General features: G+C 70.7%; 19 protein-coding genes. 9 read left to right on the plus strand and 10 right to left on the minus strand.

Annotated features, from left to right (window positions below):
* Positions 1–77 precede the first annotated feature (77 nt).
* Positions 78–1,103, minus strand: a complete 1,026-nt coding sequence (locus G3T14_RS01010; protein ID WP_163639149.1) for an extensin family protein — start codon at positions 1,101–1,103, stop codon at positions 78–80.
* Positions 1,104–1,215: 112 nt separating this feature from the next.
* Between G3T14_RS01010 and G3T14_RS01015 the strand changes: the two genes are divergently transcribed.
* A complete protein-coding gene (locus G3T14_RS01015; RefSeq protein ID WP_163639150.1) occupies positions 1,216–2,451 on the plus strand; it encodes an amidase in 1,236 nt (411 codons plus the stop codon).
* A gap of 190 nt (positions 2,452–2,641) precedes the next feature.
* Positions 2,642–3,394 carry a methyltransferase domain-containing protein gene (locus G3T14_RS01020; RefSeq protein WP_163639151.1) on the plus strand — a complete coding sequence of 251 codons (753 nt, stop codon included), beginning with the start codon at positions 2,642–2,644 and terminating at the stop codon, positions 3,392–3,394.
* Positions 3,395–3,434: 40 nt separating this feature from the next.
* Here G3T14_RS01020 and metW read toward each other — a convergent pair whose 3' ends face one another.
* Positions 3,435–4,115 carry a methionine biosynthesis protein MetW gene (gene metW, locus G3T14_RS01025; protein ID WP_246732846.1) on the minus strand — a complete coding sequence of 227 codons (681 nt, stop codon included), beginning with the start codon at positions 4,113–4,115 and terminating at the stop codon, positions 3,435–3,437.
* Between the two features lie 14 nt (positions 4,116–4,129).
* Positions 4,130–5,341 (minus strand): homoserine O-acetyltransferase, encoded by a 1,212-nt coding sequence (locus G3T14_RS01030; RefSeq protein WP_281409778.1) that lies wholly within the window; start codon positions 5,339–5,341, stop codon positions 4,130–4,132.
* Between the two features lie 263 nt (positions 5,342–5,604).
* On the opposite strand from G3T14_RS01030, the gene G3T14_RS01035 reads away from it, so the two are divergent.
* The 4 genes from G3T14_RS01035 to G3T14_RS01050 all read left to right on the plus strand — a co-directional run bounded on the left by G3T14_RS01035 (position 5,605) and on the right by G3T14_RS01050 (position 8,510).
* Complete coding sequence (locus tag G3T14_RS01035) at positions 5,605–6,453, plus strand: chorismate mutase (RefSeq protein WP_163639153.1); 849 nt, start codon at positions 5,605–5,607, stop codon at positions 6,451–6,453.
* A 103-nt stretch (positions 6,454–6,556) separates the two neighbouring features.
* Positions 6,557–7,567, plus strand: a complete 1,011-nt coding sequence (gene rsgA, locus G3T14_RS01040) for a ribosome small subunit-dependent GTPase A (protein WP_348645181.1) — start codon at positions 6,557–6,559, stop codon at positions 7,565–7,567.
* Positions 7,568–7,580: 13 nt separating this feature from the next.
* A complete protein-coding gene (locus tag G3T14_RS01045; RefSeq protein WP_348645182.1) occupies positions 7,581–8,009 on the plus strand; it encodes a hypothetical protein in 429 nt (142 codons plus the stop codon).
* A 51-nt stretch (positions 8,010–8,060) separates the two neighbouring features.
* Positions 8,061–8,510, plus strand: coding sequence for a GNAT family N-acetyltransferase (locus tag G3T14_RS01050; protein ID WP_163639155.1), 450 nt, complete (start codon positions 8,061–8,063; stop codon positions 8,508–8,510).
* 26 nt (positions 8,511–8,536) lie between these two features.
* On the opposite strand, the gene G3T14_RS01055 is transcribed toward G3T14_RS01050, so the two are convergent.
* On the minus strand, positions 8,537–10,021 hold the full coding sequence (locus tag G3T14_RS01055) for a diguanylate cyclase (RefSeq protein WP_163639156.1): 1,485 nt from the start codon (positions 10,019–10,021) through the stop codon (positions 8,537–8,539).
* Between the two features lie 175 nt (positions 10,022–10,196).
* On the opposite strand from G3T14_RS01055, the gene G3T14_RS01060 reads away from it, so the two are divergent.
* Together G3T14_RS01060 and G3T14_RS01065 are read left to right on the plus strand one after the other, a co-directional pair.
* On the plus strand, positions 10,197–11,321 hold the full coding sequence (locus G3T14_RS01060; RefSeq protein ID WP_163639157.1) for a histidinol-phosphate transaminase: 1,125 nt from the start codon (positions 10,197–10,199) through the stop codon (positions 11,319–11,321).
* A complete protein-coding gene (locus tag G3T14_RS01065; RefSeq protein ID WP_348645183.1) occupies positions 11,314–12,252 on the plus strand; it encodes a prephenate/arogenate dehydrogenase family protein in 939 nt (312 codons plus the stop codon). The genes G3T14_RS01060 and G3T14_RS01065 overlap by 8 nt, the downstream gene beginning before the upstream one ends.
* 96 nt (positions 12,253–12,348) lie before the next feature.
* Here G3T14_RS01065 and G3T14_RS01070 read toward each other — a convergent pair whose 3' ends face one another.
* From G3T14_RS01070 to G3T14_RS01090, 6 genes are all read right to left on the minus strand, one after another.
* Complete coding sequence (locus tag G3T14_RS01070) at positions 12,349–13,437, minus strand: DUF2125 domain-containing protein (RefSeq protein ID WP_163639159.1); 1,089 nt, start codon at positions 13,435–13,437, stop codon at positions 12,349–12,351.
* Positions 13,438–13,658: 221 nt separating this feature from the next.
* Entirely contained in the window at positions 13,659–14,873 is a 1,215-nt protein-coding gene (locus tag G3T14_RS01075) for an MFS transporter (RefSeq protein WP_163639160.1), read from the minus strand.
* A 219-nt stretch (positions 14,874–15,092) separates the two neighbouring features.
* A complete protein-coding gene (locus tag G3T14_RS01080; RefSeq protein WP_163639161.1) occupies positions 15,093–16,757 on the minus strand; it encodes a methyl-accepting chemotaxis protein in 1,665 nt (554 codons plus the stop codon).
* A gap of 385 nt (positions 16,758–17,142) precedes the next feature.
* Positions 17,143–18,732, minus strand: coding sequence for an OmpA family protein (locus G3T14_RS01085; protein ID WP_348645184.1), 1,590 nt, complete (start codon positions 18,730–18,732; stop codon positions 17,143–17,145).
* Entirely contained in the window at positions 18,729–19,235 is a 507-nt protein-coding gene (locus G3T14_RS25520; RefSeq protein WP_348645185.1) for a hypothetical protein, read from the minus strand. Before G3T14_RS25520 ends, G3T14_RS01085 begins: the two co-directional genes overlap by 4 nt.
* Before the next feature lie 251 nt (positions 19,236–19,486).
* The gene (locus G3T14_RS01090; RefSeq protein ID WP_348645186.1) at positions 19,487–20,533 is read right to left on the minus strand and encodes a DUF2865 domain-containing protein; all 1,047 of its coding nucleotides are present in this window, start codon (positions 20,531–20,533) and stop codon (positions 19,487–19,489) included.
* Positions 20,534–20,723: 190 nt separating this feature from the next.
* Between G3T14_RS01090 and G3T14_RS01095 the strand changes: the two genes are divergently transcribed.
* Positions 20,724–21,215, plus strand: coding sequence for a CreA family protein (locus G3T14_RS01095; protein ID WP_246732849.1), 492 nt, complete (start codon positions 20,724–20,726; stop codon positions 21,213–21,215).
* Positions 21,216–21,224 lie beyond the last annotated feature (9 nt).

Genomic DNA, 21,224 nt, shown 5'->3' on the forward strand with positions numbered 1-21,224 from the left:
CGCGGAGTCAAGCGCGCGGGCCGCATCCCCGTCGGTTTGATGGCCTCTGCGCTGTGCGGGGCACAGTGGTAATCCGCTCAGTAGATCGGTCCGGACAGGTCGGGCGCGGACAGCGACAGGGGCTCGGCGCCATAGCCCGGCGTGAAATCCTCCTGCGGCAAGGCGGTGGCGACGCGGGGCGCCGGCGGACGCGACGCCATGGGGCGAGGCGCGGCCGCCGCGTAGGCCGAAGCAGCCTGTGCGGGGGCCGGGGCGCGCGCAAGCTGAGAGGGCGCACTGCGGCTGGGGACCTGGCGCGAGGACATCGGGGTGACGCCGTAGGGATCGTCCTCCTCCACGTCCACCGGCGCCTGCGGCGGAGCGGGCAGGTGTTCGGGGGGACGTGGCCGCGAAATCGTGCGCGCGGCGGCGTCGGCACCGAGCTGGGGCGTGAACTTGATCAGCGGCTGACAGATACGGCGCAGGCCGCGCGGATCGTGCCGGGCGAGATCGACGTGGATGTGGTCGTAGTGGAACACGTTGGAGCCCGGTGCCAGCACCGTCGAGAACCGCTGGCACGCCCCCAGGAAGACTTCGCGCAGGAAGCCCTGCTCGGCTTCGGTGCCGCGCCAGCCGCCCTTCACGGTGATGACGTAGCCGTCGGCGAGCTTGAACGACATGATGTCGACGGCATTGCCGAAGGAATGCTCGGAGAGCTTGGCGCCGGCCTGGTTGTTGCGCCCGCGGCAGGCATAGGTGCCGGCGTTGATCTCGGCCACGGGCTGGCCGAAATACAGCGCGGCGGCCGGCTGGATCGTGTCGGCGAGCCAAGCCTCGGCCTCGGCGAGCGCCGGGCAGGCCAGGGTCATGCGCTGCTTGAGCAGCACGCTGCCCTTGCCGAGCCGTGTGATGCGGTAGGGCTGCAGCATGCCGCACACGCCCGGCCCGGAAATCTCCTTGACCGGCGTGACGAACTCGGTCGCCTCGACAAGGCCCTTGGCGTTGCAGGCCTGTTCGGTCTGGTCACGCCAGGGATCGCGCTGCTCAAACTTGGTGAGCGCACAACCGGTGAGCCCGGCGCCGACGAGGGCAAGGGCGGAGAACGCGAGAACGCTACGCAACATGACGACGACAATGCGGGGCGTTGCGTAAACGCTTGGTCAACGCTGTCGCGACGTCGCCACTTCCTGTGGAGACGTGTTGACAGATCGCGCCCGCCATCTGACTCCACGGACCATGCTGTCACTCGTCGATCTGCGCACCCGCATCGCCTCCGGCGCCCTCACACCATCGGACGCCGTCCGCCTGGCGCAGGACGCGATCGCCGCCCGCGAGCCGGAGATCGGTGCCTTCGTCTGCCGCCACGATACTCCGGTGGTGCCGGATCACGGCCCGCTCGCCGGAATCGCAGTCGGGGTGAAGGACGTCATCGACACCGCCGACCTGCCGACCCAGATGGGCTCGGACATCTATGCCGGCTGGCGCCCGCGCGGGGATGCGGCCATCGTTTCGCGGCTGCGGGCGCTCGGCGCCGTGCCGTTGGGCAAGACCACCACCTCGCCGCTCGCCGGCCCGGACCCGACCGGGACCGTGAACCCGCACGACCCCAACCATACCCCCGGCGGCTCCTCGGCGGGCTCCGCGGCGGCGGTCGCGGCCGGGATGGTGCCGCTGGCGCTCGGCACCCAGACCGCGGGCTCGGTGATCCGCCCGGCGGCGTTCTGCGGTGTGGCCGCGATCAAGCCTTCGTTCCGGCTGCTGCCGACGGTGGGGATGAAGACCTATTCCTGGGCGCTCGACACGCTCGGCCTGTTCGGCGCGGGAATCCGCGACATCGCCCACGCCCTGGCGCTGCTCGCCGACCGGCCGAGCATCGATCTCCAGTCCGACGCGCCGGCCGCCCCCCGCATCGGCATCTGCCTGCAGGACTTCGCCGGCGCAGCCGACCCGGACGCGCTGTCGGCGCTTCAGCGCGCGGGTCTGGCCGCCGAGGCGGCGGGGGCGATCGTCACCGATCTCGTCTTGCCGCACGCCGTGGCGGCGGCCTGGGGCTGCCAGCCGGTGATCCAGGAATTCGAGGCGCGGCAATCCTTCGCCTGGGACTACGCCAACCACCCCGACGCCCTCCCCCCTGCCCTGAAGGCGCGCCTCGACGCGGCGCAGGACTTCCGGGCGTGCGACTACGACGACGCCCGCCGGACCGCGCACCGGGGCCGCCGTGCCCTCAAGGACGTGTTCTCGGAGGTCGACGCGATCCTCACCCTGTCCGCCCCCGGCCGCGCCCCGGCCGGCCTGTCCTCCACCGGCGACCCGCGCTTCAACCGGCTGTGGACCCTGATGGGCGTGCCCTGCGTCAACCTGCCGGTACCAGGCGACGGCCTGCCCCTCGGTGTACAGATCATCGCCCGCTTCGGCGACGACGGGCGCGCCCTCGCCGTGGCGCGGATGATCGAGCAGGGCTTGGCGGGGTAGAACGGCTAATCCCGGCGCGGACGGTGGGCTTCGAGGATCGCACGCCACCGCTCCTCAGAAGAAAGTCTTCTGCTATCGAACTCCTATGACCGGCCTCGTGACGCACCGCCGAGTGCGCTCGGTCTCCCACCGCTTGAGCCGGCTCGCCGCTCGCGCTATCGCCGCCACTCCCTCATGATCGGCCGCCCCGATGCGTTCCTGGAAACAGGCTGTGGCCCGGGCCTTCGACGGGGCCGAGGGCTACGATCGCGCCGCGGTGATCCAGGCGGTGGCGGCCGAGCGGCTGGCCGTGCGCATCGCCGCCGCGCCTTTGCCCCCGGCGCCCCGCATCCTGGAGATCGGGTGCGGCACCGGTCTGCTGACGACGGCTTTGCGCCGGCGGCTCACGCCGTCCTGCCTGATCGCCTCCGACATCGCCCCCGGCATGGTCCGGCGCTGCGCGAGGCGGATGGGCGCCGAGGTGCAGGGGCTGGTGATGGATGGCGAGCGCCCGTGCCTCGCCCAGGGCTTCGACCTGATCGCGTCGAGTTTGGCGGCGCAATGGTTCGAGGATCTCGACGGGACCTTGGCGCGGCTTGCCGGATTGCTCGCCCCCGGCGGCTTGCTTGCCGTGGCGACCCTGGCCTCGGGGACGTTCCACGAGTGGCGCCGGGCGCATGCGGCCCTCGGCCTGGAGGCGGCGACGCCGACCTACCCGGCCCTGTCGGCGCTGCAGGCCCTCGCGATCGCGGAGTGCACGGTGGCGGCGTCGAGCGAGCCGGTGGTGGAGAGCCATGACGACGGCGGCGCCTTCCTCACGGCGCTCCGGGCTATCGGCGCGGGGACGCCGGGTTCCGCCGCACCACTGTCGTCGGGGGGCCTGCGGCGGGTGCTGCGCCGGTTCGAGGCCGACGGCGCGCAGGTGACCTACGAGGTGGCGACGCTGCTCATCCGGCGCAGGTGACAGACCTGTCGGGTCTCTACCGGCGACGCCTGGCCGATCCTCAGCGCGGTGCGCCGTCTCCGGGCTCGCCCCGGCTCAGCAAAAACACCCCTTGGGCGCCCATTACGTTCCACACCCACCACGGCATCGCGAATCGCATCGGCCGGCCCCGCGCGTTGAGTGCCGTGGCCTTCTCGATCTCGGCGCCCACCGTCCGGCACAGGCCGACGAAGTCGCGGATGGTGCAATGGTGGATGTTCTGGGTCTCGTACCAGGCCTCCGGCATCAGCTCCGTCACCGGCATCCGCCCGCGGAACGCGAGTTCGGCGCGCACCCGCCAATGCCCGAAATTCGGGAACGAGATCACCACCTGCCGGCCGATGCGCAGGAGATGTTCGAGTACGATGCGCGGATTGCGCGTCGCCTGGATGGTCTGGGACAAAACCACGACGTCGAAGGCGTCGTCGGGATAGTTCTCGAGATCGGTGTCGGCATCGCCCTGGATCACCGGCAGGCCGCGGGCGAGGCAGGCGTTGACGCCCTCACGCGAGAGCTCGATGCCGCGCCCGTCGATGCCGCGCCGGTCGCGCAGCAACGCCAGGAGGGTGCCGTCGCCGCAGCCGATATCCAGCACTCGCGCGCCCGGCGCCACGAGGCCGAGCACCACGAGATGATCGATGCGCGCGCCGCCGGCCTCGCCGCGCGGCAGCAGGGCGGCGACGTCCCAGGGCGCCGGAGACAGGTCGCGCAGAGCCCTCACAGGCCGCGTGCCCTGGCGGCGGCGTCGATGAAGCCCTGTGCGGCGTTGAACATCACCGGCTCGTCGAGGAGGAAGGCGTCGTGGCCCTTGTCGCTCTCGACCTCGACGAAGGCCACTGCCGCCGAAGCGGCGTTCAGCGCATGCACGATGGCGCGCGAATCGGCCGTCGGGAACAGCCAGTCGGAGGTGAAGGACATCACGCAGAAGCGGGTCCGGGTGCCCTTGAAGGCGTTGGCGAGCACCCCGCCCTGGTCGGCGGCGAGATCGAAATAATCCATCGCCCGGGTCAAATACAGGTAGGCGTTGGCGTCGAAGCGCTCGACGAAGCTCAGCCCCTGGTGGCGCAGATAGCTCTCGATCTGGAAGTCGGCGTTGAACGAGAAGGTCGGGGCCGAACCGCCCTGGAAGCGGCGCCCGAACTTGCGGTGCAAGGCCGGCTCCGACAGGTAGGTGATGTGCGCGCCCATGCGGGCGACGCCGAGGCCCTTGGCCGGCCGCGTGCCGGCCTCCAGATAGCGCCCTTCCGCCCAGGCCGGATCGGCCATGATCGCCTGCCGGCCGACCTCGTGGAAGGCGATGTTCTGCGCCGAATGCCGCGCGCCGGTGGCGATGGGCATCGCGGCGAACACCCGTTCGGGGTAGCTCGCCGCCCATTGCAGCACCTGCATGCCGCCCATCGAACCGCCGATGCATAGGAACAGGTCCGCGATGCCGAGCCGGTCGAGCAGCATCGCCTGAGCGCGGACCATGTCGCGGATGGTGACGAGGGGAAAGTCGAGCCCGTAGGCACCCCCCGTGGCGGGATCGATGGAGGCCGGCCCGGTGGAGCCCATGCACGAGCCGATGACGTTCGAGCAGACGACGAAGTAGCGGTCGGTATCCACCGGCTTGCCCGGCCCGACCAGGGTCTCCCACCAGCCGCGCTTGCCGGTCACCGGGTGTGTGTGGGCGAAATGCTGGTCGCCGGTGAGGGCATGGCAGATCAGCACGGCATTGGAGCGCGCCGCATTGAGGGTGCCGGCCGTCTGGTAGGCGATCTGGAACGGCGCGAAGGCCACGCCCGCATCCATCGCCAGCGGCTCGTCGGCCCCGAAAAGCGCCACCTGGCCCTTCGGTTCGAGCCCCCGGCGCACGTCCGCTGCCGGCGCCTCGGTGCGGTCGGTGTCGGCGGCGCCGGGCGCCGTGGTCAGATCGAGCGACGTGGTCATGAGGCGTTCGTCGGGGGTTTTCGCCGGTTCGCCGTCGCGGGTCCGGCGGGTTCTGACGATGCAGAGGTCTCGGAAGATGGAACGGGGCGCCCCGGAAGCCGGTGGCGCCCGCGGAACTGTGAGGACCGGAGGTAGTGTGTGGGCCCGCCAGCGTCAACGAAAGCCGATGGCGCGGCGCGAGCCGGTGTTGCGGACTGGTCCTTCTCGGCGAGCGGTCGTAGACACGGCGTGACCTCCGCCAGAACATTCGCAAAAGACCCCGCATGCGCTTCACCACGCGACCCGCGCCGCCGCTCGACAATCTCGGCGATCTGCGTGCCGAGATCGACCGGATCGACGCCGAGATGCATGCCCTGCTGATCCAGCGCGGCACGATCATCGACCGGCTCATCGCCGTGAAGGGCACCTCGGCCAGCGGTTCGGCATTCCGGCCGGGGCGCGAGGCATCGATGATGCGGCGGGTGGCCGAGCGCCATCGCGGCCTGCTGCCCCTCGATACCGTGGAGGGCATCTGGCGCGTCATCATCGCGACCTTCACCTGGGTACAGGCGCCGTTCTCGGTCCATGCCGACGTCTCGGCCGGGGACGCGCCGATGCGCGATTCCGCCCGCTTCCACTTTGGCTTCACCGTGCCCTACCGGCCGCATCCCACCTGCGCCTCGGTGATCGAGGCGGTGGCGGCCTCGCGCGGCGATCTCGGCATCTTCCGCCTCGGCGAAGGCGCCCCCTCGGCCGAGGCGCCGTGGTGGGAGGGCCTCGTCGGCGAGGGCCGCCCGAAGGTGATCGCCCGTCTGCCCTTCATCGAGCGCCCGGCTCACCCGGCCGGAACCCCGGTCTTCGTGGTCGCCAAGCCCCTCGACGATCCGGCTGCCGCCCAGCGCGACTGGGTGCTGCACGCCACCCGGGTCGCGGCCTGGGGCGCCGACGCCACGCGCTCCCTGCAGGATCTCTACGGCGAGGTGGTCGCCACCAGCGCCGACGGCTGTCGCCTGTTGCTGGCCGTGCCGGGGGGCGTCGGCGCCAAGCAGTTGCGCGAGACCCTCGAGCGCGCGGGCGCGGCGCCCATCGCCCTCGACGAGATCGGCAGCCACGCCGCGCGTTTCCGGGTGTGAGCGCCCTTCACCGGCCCGTATCCCCCACGGCCGACCCGCTTGGGCCGCCGGCCAGGCCTTCCCCGTCATGTCGCGCGACGCCAGCGCGGAATTGGGCTCAACCGTGACAGATCCTTCCGACGATGCCGTCTCGCTGCCGGGGCTCGGCTGGTCCGATTTCTTCGCGGATCAGTGCCGCAGCGACGAGGCCGATTTTGCGCGGGCGCGGATCGCCACGGTGCACCGCGCCCGCATGAGCGCGATGGCATCCACCGGGCCGATCCGGCTGATGCTGCCGGTCCACACCAACACCGGCGATTTCGCGGTGGGCGATTGGGTGCTGGTCGAGCCTACGACACTGACCCTGCACCGGCGCCTGGAACGCCGGACCGTGCTGGCGCGGCGCACCGAGGGCTCCAAGATCCCGCAACTGGCCGCCGCCAATGTCGATACGCTGTTCATCGTCACCTCGTGCAACGCCGATTTCAACCCGGCCCGGCTCGAGCGCTACCTCGCCCTCGCCAACCAGGCCGGCACCGAACCGGTGATCCTGCTGACCAAGGCCGACACCGCCGACGATGTCGACGCCTATCGCGCGCAGGCGGAGAGCCTTCAGCGCGGGCTTGCCGTGGTGATCGTCAATCCCCGTTCCGGCGAGGCCGTCGCTGCGCTCGAACCCTGGTGCGCGGCCGGGCGGACGGTGGCGCTGGTGGGCTCCTCCGGCGTCGGCAAGTCGACCCTGGTCAACACCCTGGCGGGCGACGCGCAGGACGCGCCCCAGGCCACCGGCGGCATCCGCGAGCACGACGCCAAGGGGCGCCACACCACGACGTCACGCTCGCTCCACGCCATCGCCGGGGGCGGCTGGGTAATCGACACGCCGGGGATGCGCAATCTCCATGTCAGCGATGCCGCCGAGGGGATCGAGACGCTGTTTGCCGAGATCACCGAACTGAGTCCGCTGTGCCGCTTCCGCGACTGCACCCATGCGCACGAGCCCGGCTGCGCCGTGCAGGGGGCGGTGGCGGACGGGACCCTCGACCCCGAGCGCCTCGCCCGCTGGCGCAAGCTCTTCGTCGAGAATCGCGAAAACACCCCGGTGGCGACCGGACCGCGCGGCAACAAGAAGCGTTGAGCCGGCCCCGGCTGTGACGGCGCTGCCGCCCCTCGACCGCGACCGGTTCGCCAAGTGCCGGATGCTGATGGCCCGGGGGGCGACGCCGGGGGAGCGTGCGGCTGGTGAGGCCGCCGCCACGCGCGTCGCTGCCGCCGCCGGCCTGACACTGAGGCAGGCGCAGGCACTCGTCGACGGCCGGCCCGCGCCCGGAGCGGCCCCGCGCCCTCCGCCAACGCACGCGTGGGCCGAGCCGAAGCCGAAGCCGCCGCCCGTCTCCGTGGAGGAATTGCGGGCCCAGAAGCTTGCCGCGGAAGCCCGCCAGCGCAAGATGGCCGAACGCGAGGAGCGGCGGCTGCGGGCTGTCTATGCCGAGCAGGCCCGGCACAGCGCCCGCGAGCGCGCGGCGCAGGCGGACCGCGACCGGGAATGGGCCGAGGCGCGGGCGCGACGCGGGACCTGATCGCTGGGTCTTGCGCGCGATGATGTCGGCAACGGATCGGGAGACTTCGTCTTGGGCAGCCGCTACGGGCTGGAAATCCGCGCAGCGCAGGCGGCCGATGCCGCCGGGCTGGCGCAACTGCTGGCCGAGGCCGGGCGGCCGCAGCCGGCCGAACGACTCGCGGACAGCCTCGATGCCCTGCGCGCCGGGCACGGGGTGGCCCTGATCGCGCTGGAATGGGGACCGCCGAGTGGGCTCGTCGTGCTGCATTGGTACCGCACGCTGGAGGAGGTTCGCCCCGTGGCGCAGATCACGACGCTCCTCGTCGGGCCGGAGCAGCGCCGGCGCGGCATCGGGCGGATGCTGCTCAAGGCGGCGTCCCAGGCCGCCCGCAACGCCGAGTGCGACACGCTCCAAGTGCTGGCGCCGCCGGATCGGCCCGATCTGCAAGGATTCTGCGTGGCCACCGGCTTTGCCGAATCCGGCACAAGCCTCGTCCGCCCCTTGCGCAAGGGGCGGTAGCGCCACTTTTCGAGAATCGCGATGCCCTATACCGCGACCTGAAGCGCGAAAGGGCCGCCCTGGTGTTCGACGAACCCGGCGACGCCCGCAATCGCGGCCAAGCCGCGCTGCCGGTTCTTGGCCCGATAGAGCGCCTGATCGGCCCGTTGGACCATGTCGCTACGGCTTTTCGTTGTCTTGTCGCGCAAGCAGGCACCGATGGTGGCCGAGACCGCGATGGACGCGCTGTCCGTCGTGACGCTGTGGCGAAGGTCGAACAGCAGGCGCCGCAGCAGTCCTTCGAGATCCATGAGGAGCGTCGGGCTGGTGACCACCAGGACGAATTCGTCCCCACCCAGCCGGGCGGCGAAGCTGTCGTCGAGAGACGGCGCCTGCAGCCGGGCCGCCATCAGCCTCAGCACCGCGTCGCCGGTGAGATGGCCGCACAGGTCGTTCACCGCCTTGAAGTGATCGAGATCGATGAGCAGCAGCGCGAAGGCCTCCTGCCTGTCCCACGCGACCGCGAGCTTGTCGTCGAGGAACTGGTTGAACCGGCTCCGGCTGGCGAGCTTGGTCAGCTCGTCGGTATGGGCGGTGTGGCGCAGGGCCTGTTCCATCGCGTAGCGCGCGGTGACGTCCTGAAACACGCCCACCAGGGCCACCGGTACGCCCTCGCGCACCTCCAGCTCGGCCATGCTGCGCACCCGCAACTGCTTGCCCTGGGCGTTGATGAAGTCGGTCTCGAAGTCGAACGGCTCGCCGGTGGCGATGGTGCGCGCCACGGCACTCTCGATGCCGGGGCGCGCTTGCGGCGGGTAGAAGTCGAGCGCGGTGGTGAGTGACGGGGTTCCATCGGCGATCGGGACCCCATGAATCGCGTAGGTCTGCTCCGACCATTCGGGACGGCTGTCGGCCAGCGAGAGCCGCCACGAGCCGATATTGGCCATGCGCTCCGCCTGCCGGAACTGCCGGTCGGTGCGGTCGAGCCGCTCCAGGGTGCGGCGGCGGTCTTCGGCAAGACGCGCCAGGGTCAGCGCGATGCCGCGGGCATCGAGCAGGGCTTCGGCCAGGTGCGCGAGATCGCGCATGACCCGCTCCTCGGCTTCGTCCAGGGCTCGCGGCTGGGGATCGATGACGCAGAGCGTGCCGATGGGAAGGCGGCCGACGCCGGAGGCGTGCTGAGCGCGGATCGGCATCCCGGCATAGAACCGGATGTTCGGAGCACCGGTCACCAGCGGGTTGGTGTCGAAGCGCGGATCGCACGTGGCATCCGGCACCACGAGGATGTCGTCGGCCGCTAGCGCATGGGTGCAGAAGGCCTGGCTGATCGGAGTCTGGCTGATGCCGAGGCCGCGCTGGGCCTTGAACCATTGGCGGGTGTCGTCGATCAGCGAGATGAAGGCGCTCTTGCAGCCGAGCATCCGCTGCGCGGTCGCCACGATGGTGTCGAACTCGCGCTGGGGCGGCGTATCCAGGATTTCGAGGCTCGCGAGGGCGGCGAGCCGGTCTGTCTCGGAGGTGGCGTCACGCATACGAAGAGCAATGGGACGCCAGAGTTAACAAGTCTTCAAAGTAATGCTCCTGATCTCGCATTCGTTATCCGGCATTCGCCCGTGCCTGCGAACGTGGCCCCGGCCCGCCTCCTGCTCGTCAAGGGGGCGAAGCTTTGTTAGACGGGCCGCTCGCGATCACCCCCGGCCTGTTCCCATGTCCTCTGCCTCGCCCGTCTCCGCCCGTCCGGTACCCCGCCCCGGTGTCCTCGCCATCGAGGCCTACGTGCCCGGCAAGTCCGGCACGCCCGGCGCGCACAAGGTCCACAAACTGTCCTCGAACGAGACGCCTTTGGGCGCGAGCCCGAGGGCCGTCGCCGCATTGCAGGAGGCCGCCGCCCGGCTCGAACTCTACCCGGACGGCACCTCCGCGCGCCTGCGTGAGGCCATCGCCGCGCGCTACGGGCTCGACCCCGCCCGCATCGTCTGCGGCGCCGGCTCGGACGAGCTGCTGTCGTTCCTTGCCTACGCCTACCTAGGCGCGGGCGACGAGGGCATCTTCTGCGCGCACGGCTTCCTGGTCTACCGGATCGCGATCCTGGCGGCCGGCGGGACCCCCGTGTTGGTGCCCGAGCGCGACCTCACGGCCGATGTCGACGCGATGCTGGCCGCCGTCACCCCGCGCACCCGGATCGTGTATCTGGCCAACCCCAACAACCCCACCGGCACCTACCTGCCGTTCGAGGAGGTGCGCCGCCTGCATTCCGGGCTGCCGCCCCATGTGCTTCTCGTCCTCGACGGCGCCTATGCCGAGTACGTGCGGACCAACGATTACAGCGCCGGCCTCGAACTCGTGCTCGACGCGCAGAACGTGGTGATGACCCGGACCTTCTCGAAGATCCACGGCCTCGCCTCCCTGCGCATCGGCTGGATGGTGGCGCCGCCCGAGGTGGTGGATGCGGTCAACCGCATCCGCGGCCCGTTCAACCTGTCGGGGATCGGCATCGCCGCCGGGGCGGCGGCCATCGCCGACGAGGCGCATGTGGCCGCCGCCATCGCCCACAACACCGAATGGCTGTCCTGGCTCACGCAGGCGGTGACGCAGCTCGGGTTCACGGTGACGCCGAGCGTCGCCAACTTCCTGCTGATGCATTGCCCCGAAGGTCCGGGCCGCTCGGCGGCGGAGGCCGACGCGTTCCTGACCGCGCGCGGGATCATCGTCCGGCGGGTGTCGTCCTACGGTCTGCCCAACGCCCTCCGGGTCACCGTGGGCAGCGCGGAGGCGAACCGCGCCTTCGTCGACGCCCTCACCGCCTTCGTGAAGGGCGATGCGCGTGCCTGAGATCGACACCCTCGCCATCGTCGGCCTCGGGCTGATCGGCTCGTCCATCGCCCGGGGCGCGCGACAATACGGGCTGGCGAAGTCCATCGTGGCGATCGACCGCGACCCGGCGGTGCTGGAGCGCGTGCGCGCCCTCGGCCTCGCCGACAGCGTCACCGATGCGGTGGCTGAGGGGGTGGCGAATGCGGATCTCGTCATCCTGTGCACGCCGGTGGGCGCGGTCGGCGCCGTCGCCGAGGCGATGGGTGGGGCGCTCAAGACCGGCGCCATCGTCTCCGATGTCGGCTCGGTGAAGGGCTCGGTGGTCGCGGCGGTGTCGCCCCACCTGCCCGAGGGCGTCGCCTTCGTGCCGGCCCACCCGGTGGCCGGGACCGAGTATTCCGGGCCCGATGCCGGGTTCTCGACCCTGTTCTCCGGACGCTGGTGCATCCTCACCCCGCCCGAAGGGACGTCGCCCGAGGCGGTGGCGCGGGTGCAGGCGTTCTGGGAAGGGCTCGGTGCCATCGTCGAGTCGATGACGCCCGAGCACCACGATCTCGTGCTCGCCATCACCAGCCACGTGCCCCACCTCATCGCCTACAACATCGTCGGCACCGCCGCCGATCTGGAGGAGGTCACCCAATCGGAGGTGATCAAGTTCTCGGCCGGTGGATTTCGCGACTTCACCCGCATCGCCGCCTCCGACCCGACCATGTGGCGCGACGTGTTCCTGACCAACAAGGACGCGGTGCTGGAGATGCTCGGGCGCTTCAACGAGGACCTGGCGGCGCTGGCCCGCGCGATCCGCTGGGGCGACGGCGACGCCCTCCACGAGCTCTTCACCCGCACCCGCACCATCCGCCGGGGCATCGTCGCCCTGGGCCAGGAGACGGCGGAGCCCGATTTCGGACGCGGCCGCCCGAGTGGAACCCCGGTGTCGAAGCCGGACTGACCTTTCGTCAGGTCACGCTGCCGGCCGCCGGGCTCGCCTGCGAGGCGCCCCGGACGACGAAGGGGAGCGGCAATCTCCGCTTCCGTCGTCGGACGATCAATACAGCGGCGGCACCCGGACGTTCGGGATCGGCAGAGGCCCCAGCATCAGACGTCCGTCCGCCAGGCGTAAGGGGGGCAGCGCCTTGAGCGGCACCTCGCCGGGCGCAGTAGCGTCGGGGGCGGCCTGGGCCCGGCGCCCGCCGCCGAGGAGCTGGCCGACGAGGTTGCCGATCAGCGCGCCGCGCTCTGCTCCGAAGCGCTGGCCCATGACCTGACCGACGAGCGCTTCGAGTCCGGCCGCCCGGATGTCGAGCTGGCCTTGCGGCCGGTGGGCCGCGTCGAGATCGATCTGCCCGTGGGCCTGGAGCCGGCGGTTGCCCTTGGCGAGCGACAGCAGCGCCACGTCGAGGCTGCCCCCGGCCTGGCGCCATTCGTCGAGTTCGCGCGCCACCGTGCCGGTGCGCAAGGTCGCGGCCTGATTGACGGTGGCATCCAGGGCGAGGTCCGCCGGGTCGGCATTGCCGAGGAAGGCGTCGGCCATGGGCACCGCGACCTGGGTCAGGCGCAGGCTGGTATCGACTGCGCCGTCCGTGGCGAAGCGTCCGGGCGTCGGGCGGGCGTGGAACTCGAGATGCTTGGCGGCGAAATCGAGCGGATCGGGAGCCGCGCCTAGGACCGTGCCCTTGATCGCCTCCACCACCAGCGACGCCCGCACGAAACCGTCGGAGGCGCCGTGGAAACTGCCTTCCAGCGCGGCCCAGTCCACGTCTCCGGTGAGGTCGCCCTGCTCCACGTGGAACGGGCCCTTGGCCTCCAGGATGCCCTGGCGCGGCTGGTAGACCTGAACCACCACGGTGATCGGCCCGAGGGTGAACCGACTGTCGGCACGCGCGAAGGCCAGCGCGGCGCAACGCAGCTCGATCCGGAACGGGAAGCCGGTGATCGTGCGGTCGGCGCAGGTCCAGGTCCGGCCGGCGGCCGCCTCGCTGGCCACCCACCCATCCATCTCGGAGGCCGCCTTGCCCCGGACCCAGAACCAGCCGGCGGACCAGGCCACCACCACGATGGCCAGGAGGATGAAGGGGAGGAACAGGCCCGTGCGCGAGGGCCGCCGTCCGGGGGACGGGTCCGAAATCTGCGCCATGCGCGTGCCGTTTCCTTGAGTCGTGTCCGGATCACCGGGGCGCGGTCTCGCCGACGCCGCGCCCGGGCGCAAGGCTTGTCAGGGTCTCCGCGGCGAAAGCATGGCGGTGGCCGGACCGTCGGGTGCATCGCCGCGAAACGCGGACCCCGCTTTTGGGGAAAAGCTGACGCAATTCCAACAGACGCGAGCAGCGGACCGGAGACGATGTCCTATGCGATGCCCTAGGAATCGGTCCTGACAAGCGGCGGTAGGCGCGACAGGTGGAGCGCGATGGCGAACGCCAAGCCGTAGAGGGTGGCGAAGAACACCACCACGCCGGTCCAGCCGGAATGGGCGAAGAACCAGCCCCCCGCCGTCCCGAGTACGGACGAGCCGAGATAGTAGAGGCACAGGTACACCGAGGAGGCCTGGGCCCGGTCGCGCAGCGCCCTGCGCCCGATCCAGCTGCTCGCCACCGAATGCGCCCCGAAGAAGCTCACGGTGACGAGGACGATGCCGGCGATGATGAGCACCAGATTGTCGGACAGGGTGAGGGTGACGCCGCCCAGTCCGAGCAGGATCGCGAGCCACAGCACCTTGCGCCGCCCGAGGCGACTGGCGATCTCGCCGGTCATCGCGGACGAGATCGTGCCGAAGAGATAGACTACGAAGATCGCCCCGATGGCGGTCTGGCTCAGGTTGAACGGCGGATCGAGCAGGCGAAAGCCGATGTAGTTGTAGACGCTCACGAACCCGCCCATGAGCAGGAACGCCTCGGCGAACAGCCACGGCAGGCCTGGATCGCGGAAATGCTGGCCGAAGGTGCCGGGGACTTGCCGCCAGCGCATGCGGTTGGCGACGAAGCGTTGCGAGGGCGGCAGGGTGACCCAGAAGGCGACGGCCGCAAACAGCGCCAGCACGCCGATGGTGCCCAATCCCCAGCGCCACGAGGCATGGTCGGCGATGATGCCGGCGATGAGCCGGCCGACCATGCCGCCGAGCGCGTTGCCGCCGATCAGGAGCCCCATCGACAGGCCGACGGCACGCCCGTGCATCTCCTCGCTGACATAGGCCATCGCCACCGCCGGCAGGCCGCTGGCGGCGAACCCGGTGAGCGCGCGCAGGGCCAGGAAACCGTGCCAGCTCGGCACCAGCACGGCGATCAGGGTGAGCAGCGCCGAGGCGAAGAGCGAGGCGACCATGACGGGCTTGCGGCCGATGACCTCGGAGAGCGGGCTCACCACCAGGAGCGCCACCGCCAGGGTCGCGCAGGGCAGCGACAAGGCGAGGCTGCTCTCGGCGGGCGAGACGTCGAACGCATCGGCGAAGACCGGGAGCAACGGCTGCACGCCGTAGAGCACGGCGAAGGTGGAAAACCCCGCCGCCGCCAGCGCCAGGGTGGTGCGACGGAAGATCGGCGTCCCGGCCTCGATCAACCGGTCGCTCGCCTCGTTCATGCCGGCTCCTGTGGGGGCGGCGCCCGGCGGAAGGATCGCGATCCTTGGCAAAGCACCGTCCCGAGACGGCCGCGGCGCGGTGACGGCCGGTGGAAGGCGGCCCGGCTGCGGCCCGATGAGGGATGCGGCCGGTATACAGGCCCTGGCGTCAAGGCGAAATCGCCCGGCGCCGGTTCGGCAGACACACTGGGCGCGCCGTCATCGCGCCCAGTGTGTCTCTCAGGCCGCCCGGACGGTGGCCAGGAAGCGTTTCACCTCGCCGTTGAGCTGTTCGGACTGGCGCGAGAGTTCGGAGGCCGAAGCCAGCACCTGCGTGGCCGCGGCGCCCGTCCCCTCGGCCGCATCGGCGACGCCGGCGATGTTTTGGGTCACCTCGCCGGTGCCGACGGCCGCCTGGGCGACGTTGCGGGCGATCTCCTGGGTCGCCGCGCCCTGCTCCTCCACCGCCGCCGCGATCGAGGTCGACACGCCGCTGATTTCCTGGATGCGCGTGGTGATGCCGTCGATCGCCGATACTGCTTCGCCTGTCGACCTCTGGATGTGACCGATCTGGGCTCCGATCTCCTCGGTGGCGCGGGCCGTCTGGTTGGCGAGCTCCTTCACCTCGGCGGCCACCACGGCGAAACCGCGGCCCGCCTCTCCGGCCCGCGCAGCCTCGATGGTCGCGTTGAGCGCCAGCAGGTTGGTCTGGGCCGCGATCGTCGAGATCATCGCCACCACGTCGCCGATCTTGATGACGGCATCGCTGAGGTTCTTGACGCGGTCAGCCGTCCGCTCCGATTCCGCCACGGCGAGCCGCGCGAGATGAGCCGATCCGTCGACTTGACGACCGATCTCCTGGACCGACGAGCCGAGCTCCTCGGCGGCGGCCGCGACGGTGCCGACATTGGAGGCGGCCTCCTCGGCTGCCGCAGCCACGCTACTCGATTGGCTGGCGGTCTCGGTGGCGGTCCCGGCCATGCTTCGTGCCGTGGCCTGAAGCTCGGTGGCCGCAGCGCCCACCCGGCCGACGATGTGGCCCACAGCACCCTCGAATCCATCGGCCAGGGTCCGCATCGCCTGGGCGCGCTCGGCGGTGACGGCGAGGTCGCGGACAGTCTGGTTGGCGCGCGCGCCTTCCGCTTCGCGCAAGCTGTCCCGGAAGACGGCGAGCGTGCCGGCCATGGTGCCGATCTCGTTGCGGCTGTCGGCGTAAGGGATCGCCGCGCCGAGATCGCCACCCGCGATCGTCTGCATCGCCCCTGTGATTCGGCCGAGCGGCCGGATCACACCGAGGAGCACGAAGGCGATGCCGGCGAGGCCCATCAGGACGGTGCCGCCAAAGACCAGGGACGTCATCCACAGGGCGCTGGAAAAGATGTCGGCCGCCTTGGCGGTGGCGTCGTTCGCACCCGTATTGTTCAGGGCGACGTCCTTCTCGATGATCTCCAGCGCTGCGTTGAACTGCCCGCGGCTGCGATCGAAGATGGCGGCCATCCGGGACTTGTCGCCGGAGGCGGCGATCAGCTCCTTCCGGGACCGGTCATAATCCGCAAGGTGCTGCACGGCCCCTGTCCAGAGCGCCTGCTCCTCGGGACTGCTGATCAGCGGCACGTAGGTGGCAATGGCCGCCTCGAGGGCCTGGGCGCGGGCCGCTTCCACCGTCTTCAGTTCGGCCAGCGAATCGATGCCGACCATGTAGCGCGAATCGACGATCCGCAGCCGGGTGAGCGCGTATTTCACGTCGCCGAGGGCTCGGACGCTCGGGAGCCAGTTGGTGGCAATGTCGAGGGTGCTTCCGTTGACCGATTTCAAGCTGGAGACGGCAAGCCATCCCTGCAGACCGAGACCGCCCATGAGGAGGCAGAGTAGCGTGATCAACGTCGATTTGAGAGAAAAGCGCATGTCGTGATCCGTGCGACGTAGCCATACGCCTGGCCCGCGCGACGCAGGTAGGCGACCGTCACCGGAGATTGGATGCAATAACTTATGATCCCGTTACGCATTGCGCTTTCGGGTATAGCCGCCACACTAATTAGTATATTCGTACGCTTTCGTTCTTTCGAACTTCATCGCCGGCCGGTGTCTCGACGGTCAGGTCTTGACCGGTCTTGGAAACGACCCGTCCCGCAGGACGTCGCGTCGAGCGAGCAGCGGTGTCGATGCGCCCCTCTGCCGGACGCGACATGGCTTATTCCGCTGCCCAGCGGATTTCGCAGGACTGAACTTGGGGCGACTCCGCCGGGGCGTTGGCATCGGCGCCACGCCGACGCCCCGGAGCCGATCGGGTCTATCGCGGCGGCGGAGCCGCCTGTCCCTGCTGCTGGATCAGCGGGGTGATGCGGCGTACGGTCACACGCCGATTTTCCCGCGATGCGCTCTGAGTGTTCACCTTCAGATACTGCTCACCATACCCCTGAGTCGTCAGGTTCTCCGGCGGCACCTGGAAGTTCTGCGTCAGGACCGTTGCCACCGACTGGGCACGCCGGTCCGACAGCGACAGGTTGTCGACATCGGTACCCACCGCGTCGGTATAGCCCTCGATGAGGAAAACCTCCTGCGGGTTGGCGTGGATCGCCTGATTCATCGCGGCAGCGATGGTGGACAGGCGGGCGGCCTGATCCGGCGTCACCGTGAACGAGCCGGTCTCGAACGTGATGGTGTCGATGTCGACGCTGCGCATCCGGGCGCGCAACTGCGGGCTGTAGCGCACCTGATCCAGCGTATAGCGCCGGTCCACCGCCACCACCGGCGGCGCCGATAGCGCCTCGTAGACGGCCCGCTCGTCGGCACCGTTGTAATCCACCACGTAGCGCTCGCGCGGGATGCGGATGTCGGGCGGCGGCAGATCGACCACGTCGTCGTAGATCGGCCGGCGCGGCCCGCTGAAGCTGTTGTCGATGATCACCACCTCGCGGCCATCGCGGAAGCGACGGGAGCGGCGCACGAGCCGGCCGTCATCGTCCACGATGGTAACGATCTGCTCGCCACCCGGCCGGTCGAGATAGGTGATGGTGTCGCCGCCGCGGCGCTCGCTCCGATAGGCGCCCCGGTCGAGGTCGCGGAACCGCTCGTTCTCGTCGTGCCGGATGAAATAGGTGTCGCGGTCGCGCACGATGATGCGGCCCGGCTCGCGGATGTAAGTCCGGCCGCCTTCCGAGAACTCGCGCCGGTCGCGCCGGACCTGATCGTAGCTGCTCACGTCGTCGGTATCGCGAAACCCGCCCGGGACGTAGCCGGGCCGGCCAGGCGCGTTGAAGCCCTCACGCGGACCGCCGCGCTCGAAGGCGTCGCGGCGGTCGCGGTCCTCGCGGCGGTCGTCGCCACTGCGCCGGTCGAAATCGCCGGGCCGGTCGGGGGGGCCGGACCGGTCGTCGCCACGTCGGCCATCGCCACGAGGACCGTCGTCGCGGCCCCCGGGAAGACCGGGGCGGTCGGGCTGAAGACCCGGCTGTCCGGTACCGGGAACACCGGGAGGCGTCGGGACCAGACCAGGACGTCCGTCGACCGGCCTGCCGTCACCGGGCCTGCCGTCCGGACGACGGCCGTCGCGATCGGCACCGGGCGGTCCGTCGCGGCCATCGGGTCCCTGGGCGCCGGGCGGGGTGAAGGGGCGGCCGGGGACGCCCGGGCGGGCGTTCGGCGGCGTCGCCGGCGCAACCTGTCCATTCGGACCGGGTGCGGCCTGGCCGGGCACTGCTTGCGCGGGTGCGGGTTGGCCGGGTGCCGTTTGCGGCTGGCCGGGCGGTATCGGCCGGTTGGGTTGCGCCGGACCGGGCACGGGCGGGATCGGAGGCGTCGGTGTAGTGGGCGGGGGCGGCGGTGCCTGCCGCTGTGCCGGCGCGGCATCGGCCGGCCGGCGGCCGGGCTCGGGTGTCACCGCGCGTTCGGGGCTACGCTCGGCCGGCGCTTCGGCTCCCGGCCCACGACGACCCGGCTCGGGTGACCGACCCGGAGCGGGATCGGGCGCGCGATCACGGGCTGCGGGCGGTGCGGCACGCTCGGCCGGGGCTCGCTCCTGACGCTGGATCTCCTGACGCTGCGGATCGGGGCGCGGTGCCTCCTGCCGCTGGACCGGACGCTCGGCGGGTGGGCGCTCTTCGCGCGGCTCCTGGCGGGGAGTCGGACGTTCCTGGCGCGGCTCCGGCCGTTCCTGGCGCGGCTGCGGCGGTTGCGGCCGCTCCTGACGGGGCTCCGGGCGTTCCTGTCGGGGTTCGGGCCGCTCTTGGCGGGGTTCGGGTCGCTCGCGGGGAGCAGGAGGCGCCGCGCGCTCGGCTGGAGGGCCGCGCTCAGGCCGTGGCTGTGCGCCGGGGGGTGGACCACCGCGCGGCTCCCCACCGGCACCGCCCCGAGGGCCTTCACCGCCTCGAGGTCCTTCACCACCCCGTGGGCCCTCTCCGCCCGGACCGCCTTGCGCCACCTGGACTTCGCTTGCCGTCTCGAATCCCGGCCGTGCCGACGACGGTCCCGAGAGGACCAAGGCCGGCAGGATCGTGCCGGTCAGGAGGAGCAGGCGGGACGTCCGCATAGGGGGCACTCACGGTGGTTGATGAGGCCTTCGGAACAGGATGCGGGCGATATGGTTCCCGTTTTGGTGCGCTTTGGCGGAGGGATGTCCGGGCGCCCGACGTGGCTCAGGGCGTCACGGCCCGCCCCGGAACCACGAAAAGATTGGGTGCGATGATCCGGATCGGCTGGCGCTCCTCGGTGGCCGTCAGGGCCGGAGCGGGATCGAGGGCGGGCTCGGCCACGGCCCCGGTCTCGGTGGTGACGAGACCGGTCCGGGTGGCGGCATCGGCGGCCAGGACGGCGGCGGTCTTGTCGGCGCGGCCCACCAGGGTGAGCCGGACCTTGGGGCGCGACAGCGCCTCGGCCTGCATCGGCGTCACGAAGATATCGCCCCTGTGGCGCACCATCATGCTCTCGGCCTTCACCAGCGACTGGGCCCAGCTCTGGCCCTCGCGCTTGCACGAGCAGTTCGGGGTGAAGCTCGTGCGGAACTTGAAGGCGTTGGCGAGGGAGACGTAGGCTTTGGAGCCCTTGAGGGTGGCGGCGTGCTTCAGGGCCTCGTCGCCGTAGGGCATCGAATAGGCGCTCGCCTCCGCGCCGGGGCACAGGGCCTGGCACAGCTCGTCGGCGCCCTCGCGCCCGTCCGGGAGGTTCGACATCGGGAAATAGGCCCCGTCGCAGGTGCGCACGCAGACCACCTGAGCCCCGCCGCGCGCGCGCGGCTCGCCGATCACACCGTCGAGGACGCGCGAAGCCGTCCGGTCCTGGACGCAGGCTCCGGCAACCGCCTCTGTGAGCTGGCGCCGACGGGCTGCCGTCACCTCACCGTTCTCGGCCCCGTAACCGGCATTGAGCGCGCGGATGCGCTGCTCCACCGCGCCGCATTGGGGGGGACGCGAATCGAAGAACAGGAACCGGCCGCCCTCGCAGCTAAGGGTGCGGTAATACGCGTTGAGGCGCCCGATCTCGTTCTGGAGCGCGCGCGCCGTGCTGGCCCCGTCGCTCAGGCCCGCGAGTTCCGAGCGGTAGCGCAGGCACGTGGCGGATTGCGTCTGCGCCTGCACCGTCCCGACGGACAGGAGAAGGCCGGCGAGAGCTCCGACGAACGTGCGGATCAGGGGGGAGATCAGCGGCATGGCCTGACAGCAGCGGGTGGAGGGGTCGTCGCGCATCGTGTGTGGTCCCGCGGGAAATCCTGCGAGACGCCGCGACGCAGCGAAGCAATTCATTTTCTACTCGCCCTCGTCGCGCAGCGACAGCCATCCCACATGCGCCCGGGCAACTCTCAAGGGTAATGATGCGATGATGTGGCTTCGGGGTCTCACAGGGCGGGTGCTCATGCGCGGAATCGGGTTCGCGGCCATGGGAGCAGCCGCCGGTTTCGCCCTCGCGTCGGGGCCGGCACGGGCCGAGGATGCCGACCGGATCTTCGACAAATCGACGGTGTGGCGTCCGCTGACACCCAACGACAAGCTCGTGGTCTACGGGATCGACGATCCGAGCGTGGCGGGCGTGGCCTGCTGGTACACCCAGCCCGAGAAGGGCGGCATCAAGGGTACTCTCGGGCTGGCCGAGGACGTGTCCGACATCTCGCTCGCCTGCCGGCAGGTCGGCCCGGTCCAGTTCAAGGGTCCGTTGGCCCAGGGCGAGGTGGTGTTCAGCGAGCGCCGTTCGCTGATCTTCAAGTCGATGCAGATCGTGCGCGGCTGCGACGCCAAGCGCAATACGCTGATCTACATGGTCTACTCGGACAAGGTGATCCAGGGCTCGCCCAAGAACTCGACCTCGGCCGTCCCCTTGATGCCCTGGGGCACCGAGGCTCCGCCCAAATGCGCCGACGCCCTCAAGAAATAGATGTGCGCC

The sequence above is a fragment of the Methylobacterium sp. BTF04 genome (assembly GCF_010692745.1).
Taxonomy (GTDB): domain Bacteria; phylum Pseudomonadota; class Alphaproteobacteria; order Rhizobiales; family Beijerinckiaceae; genus Methylobacterium.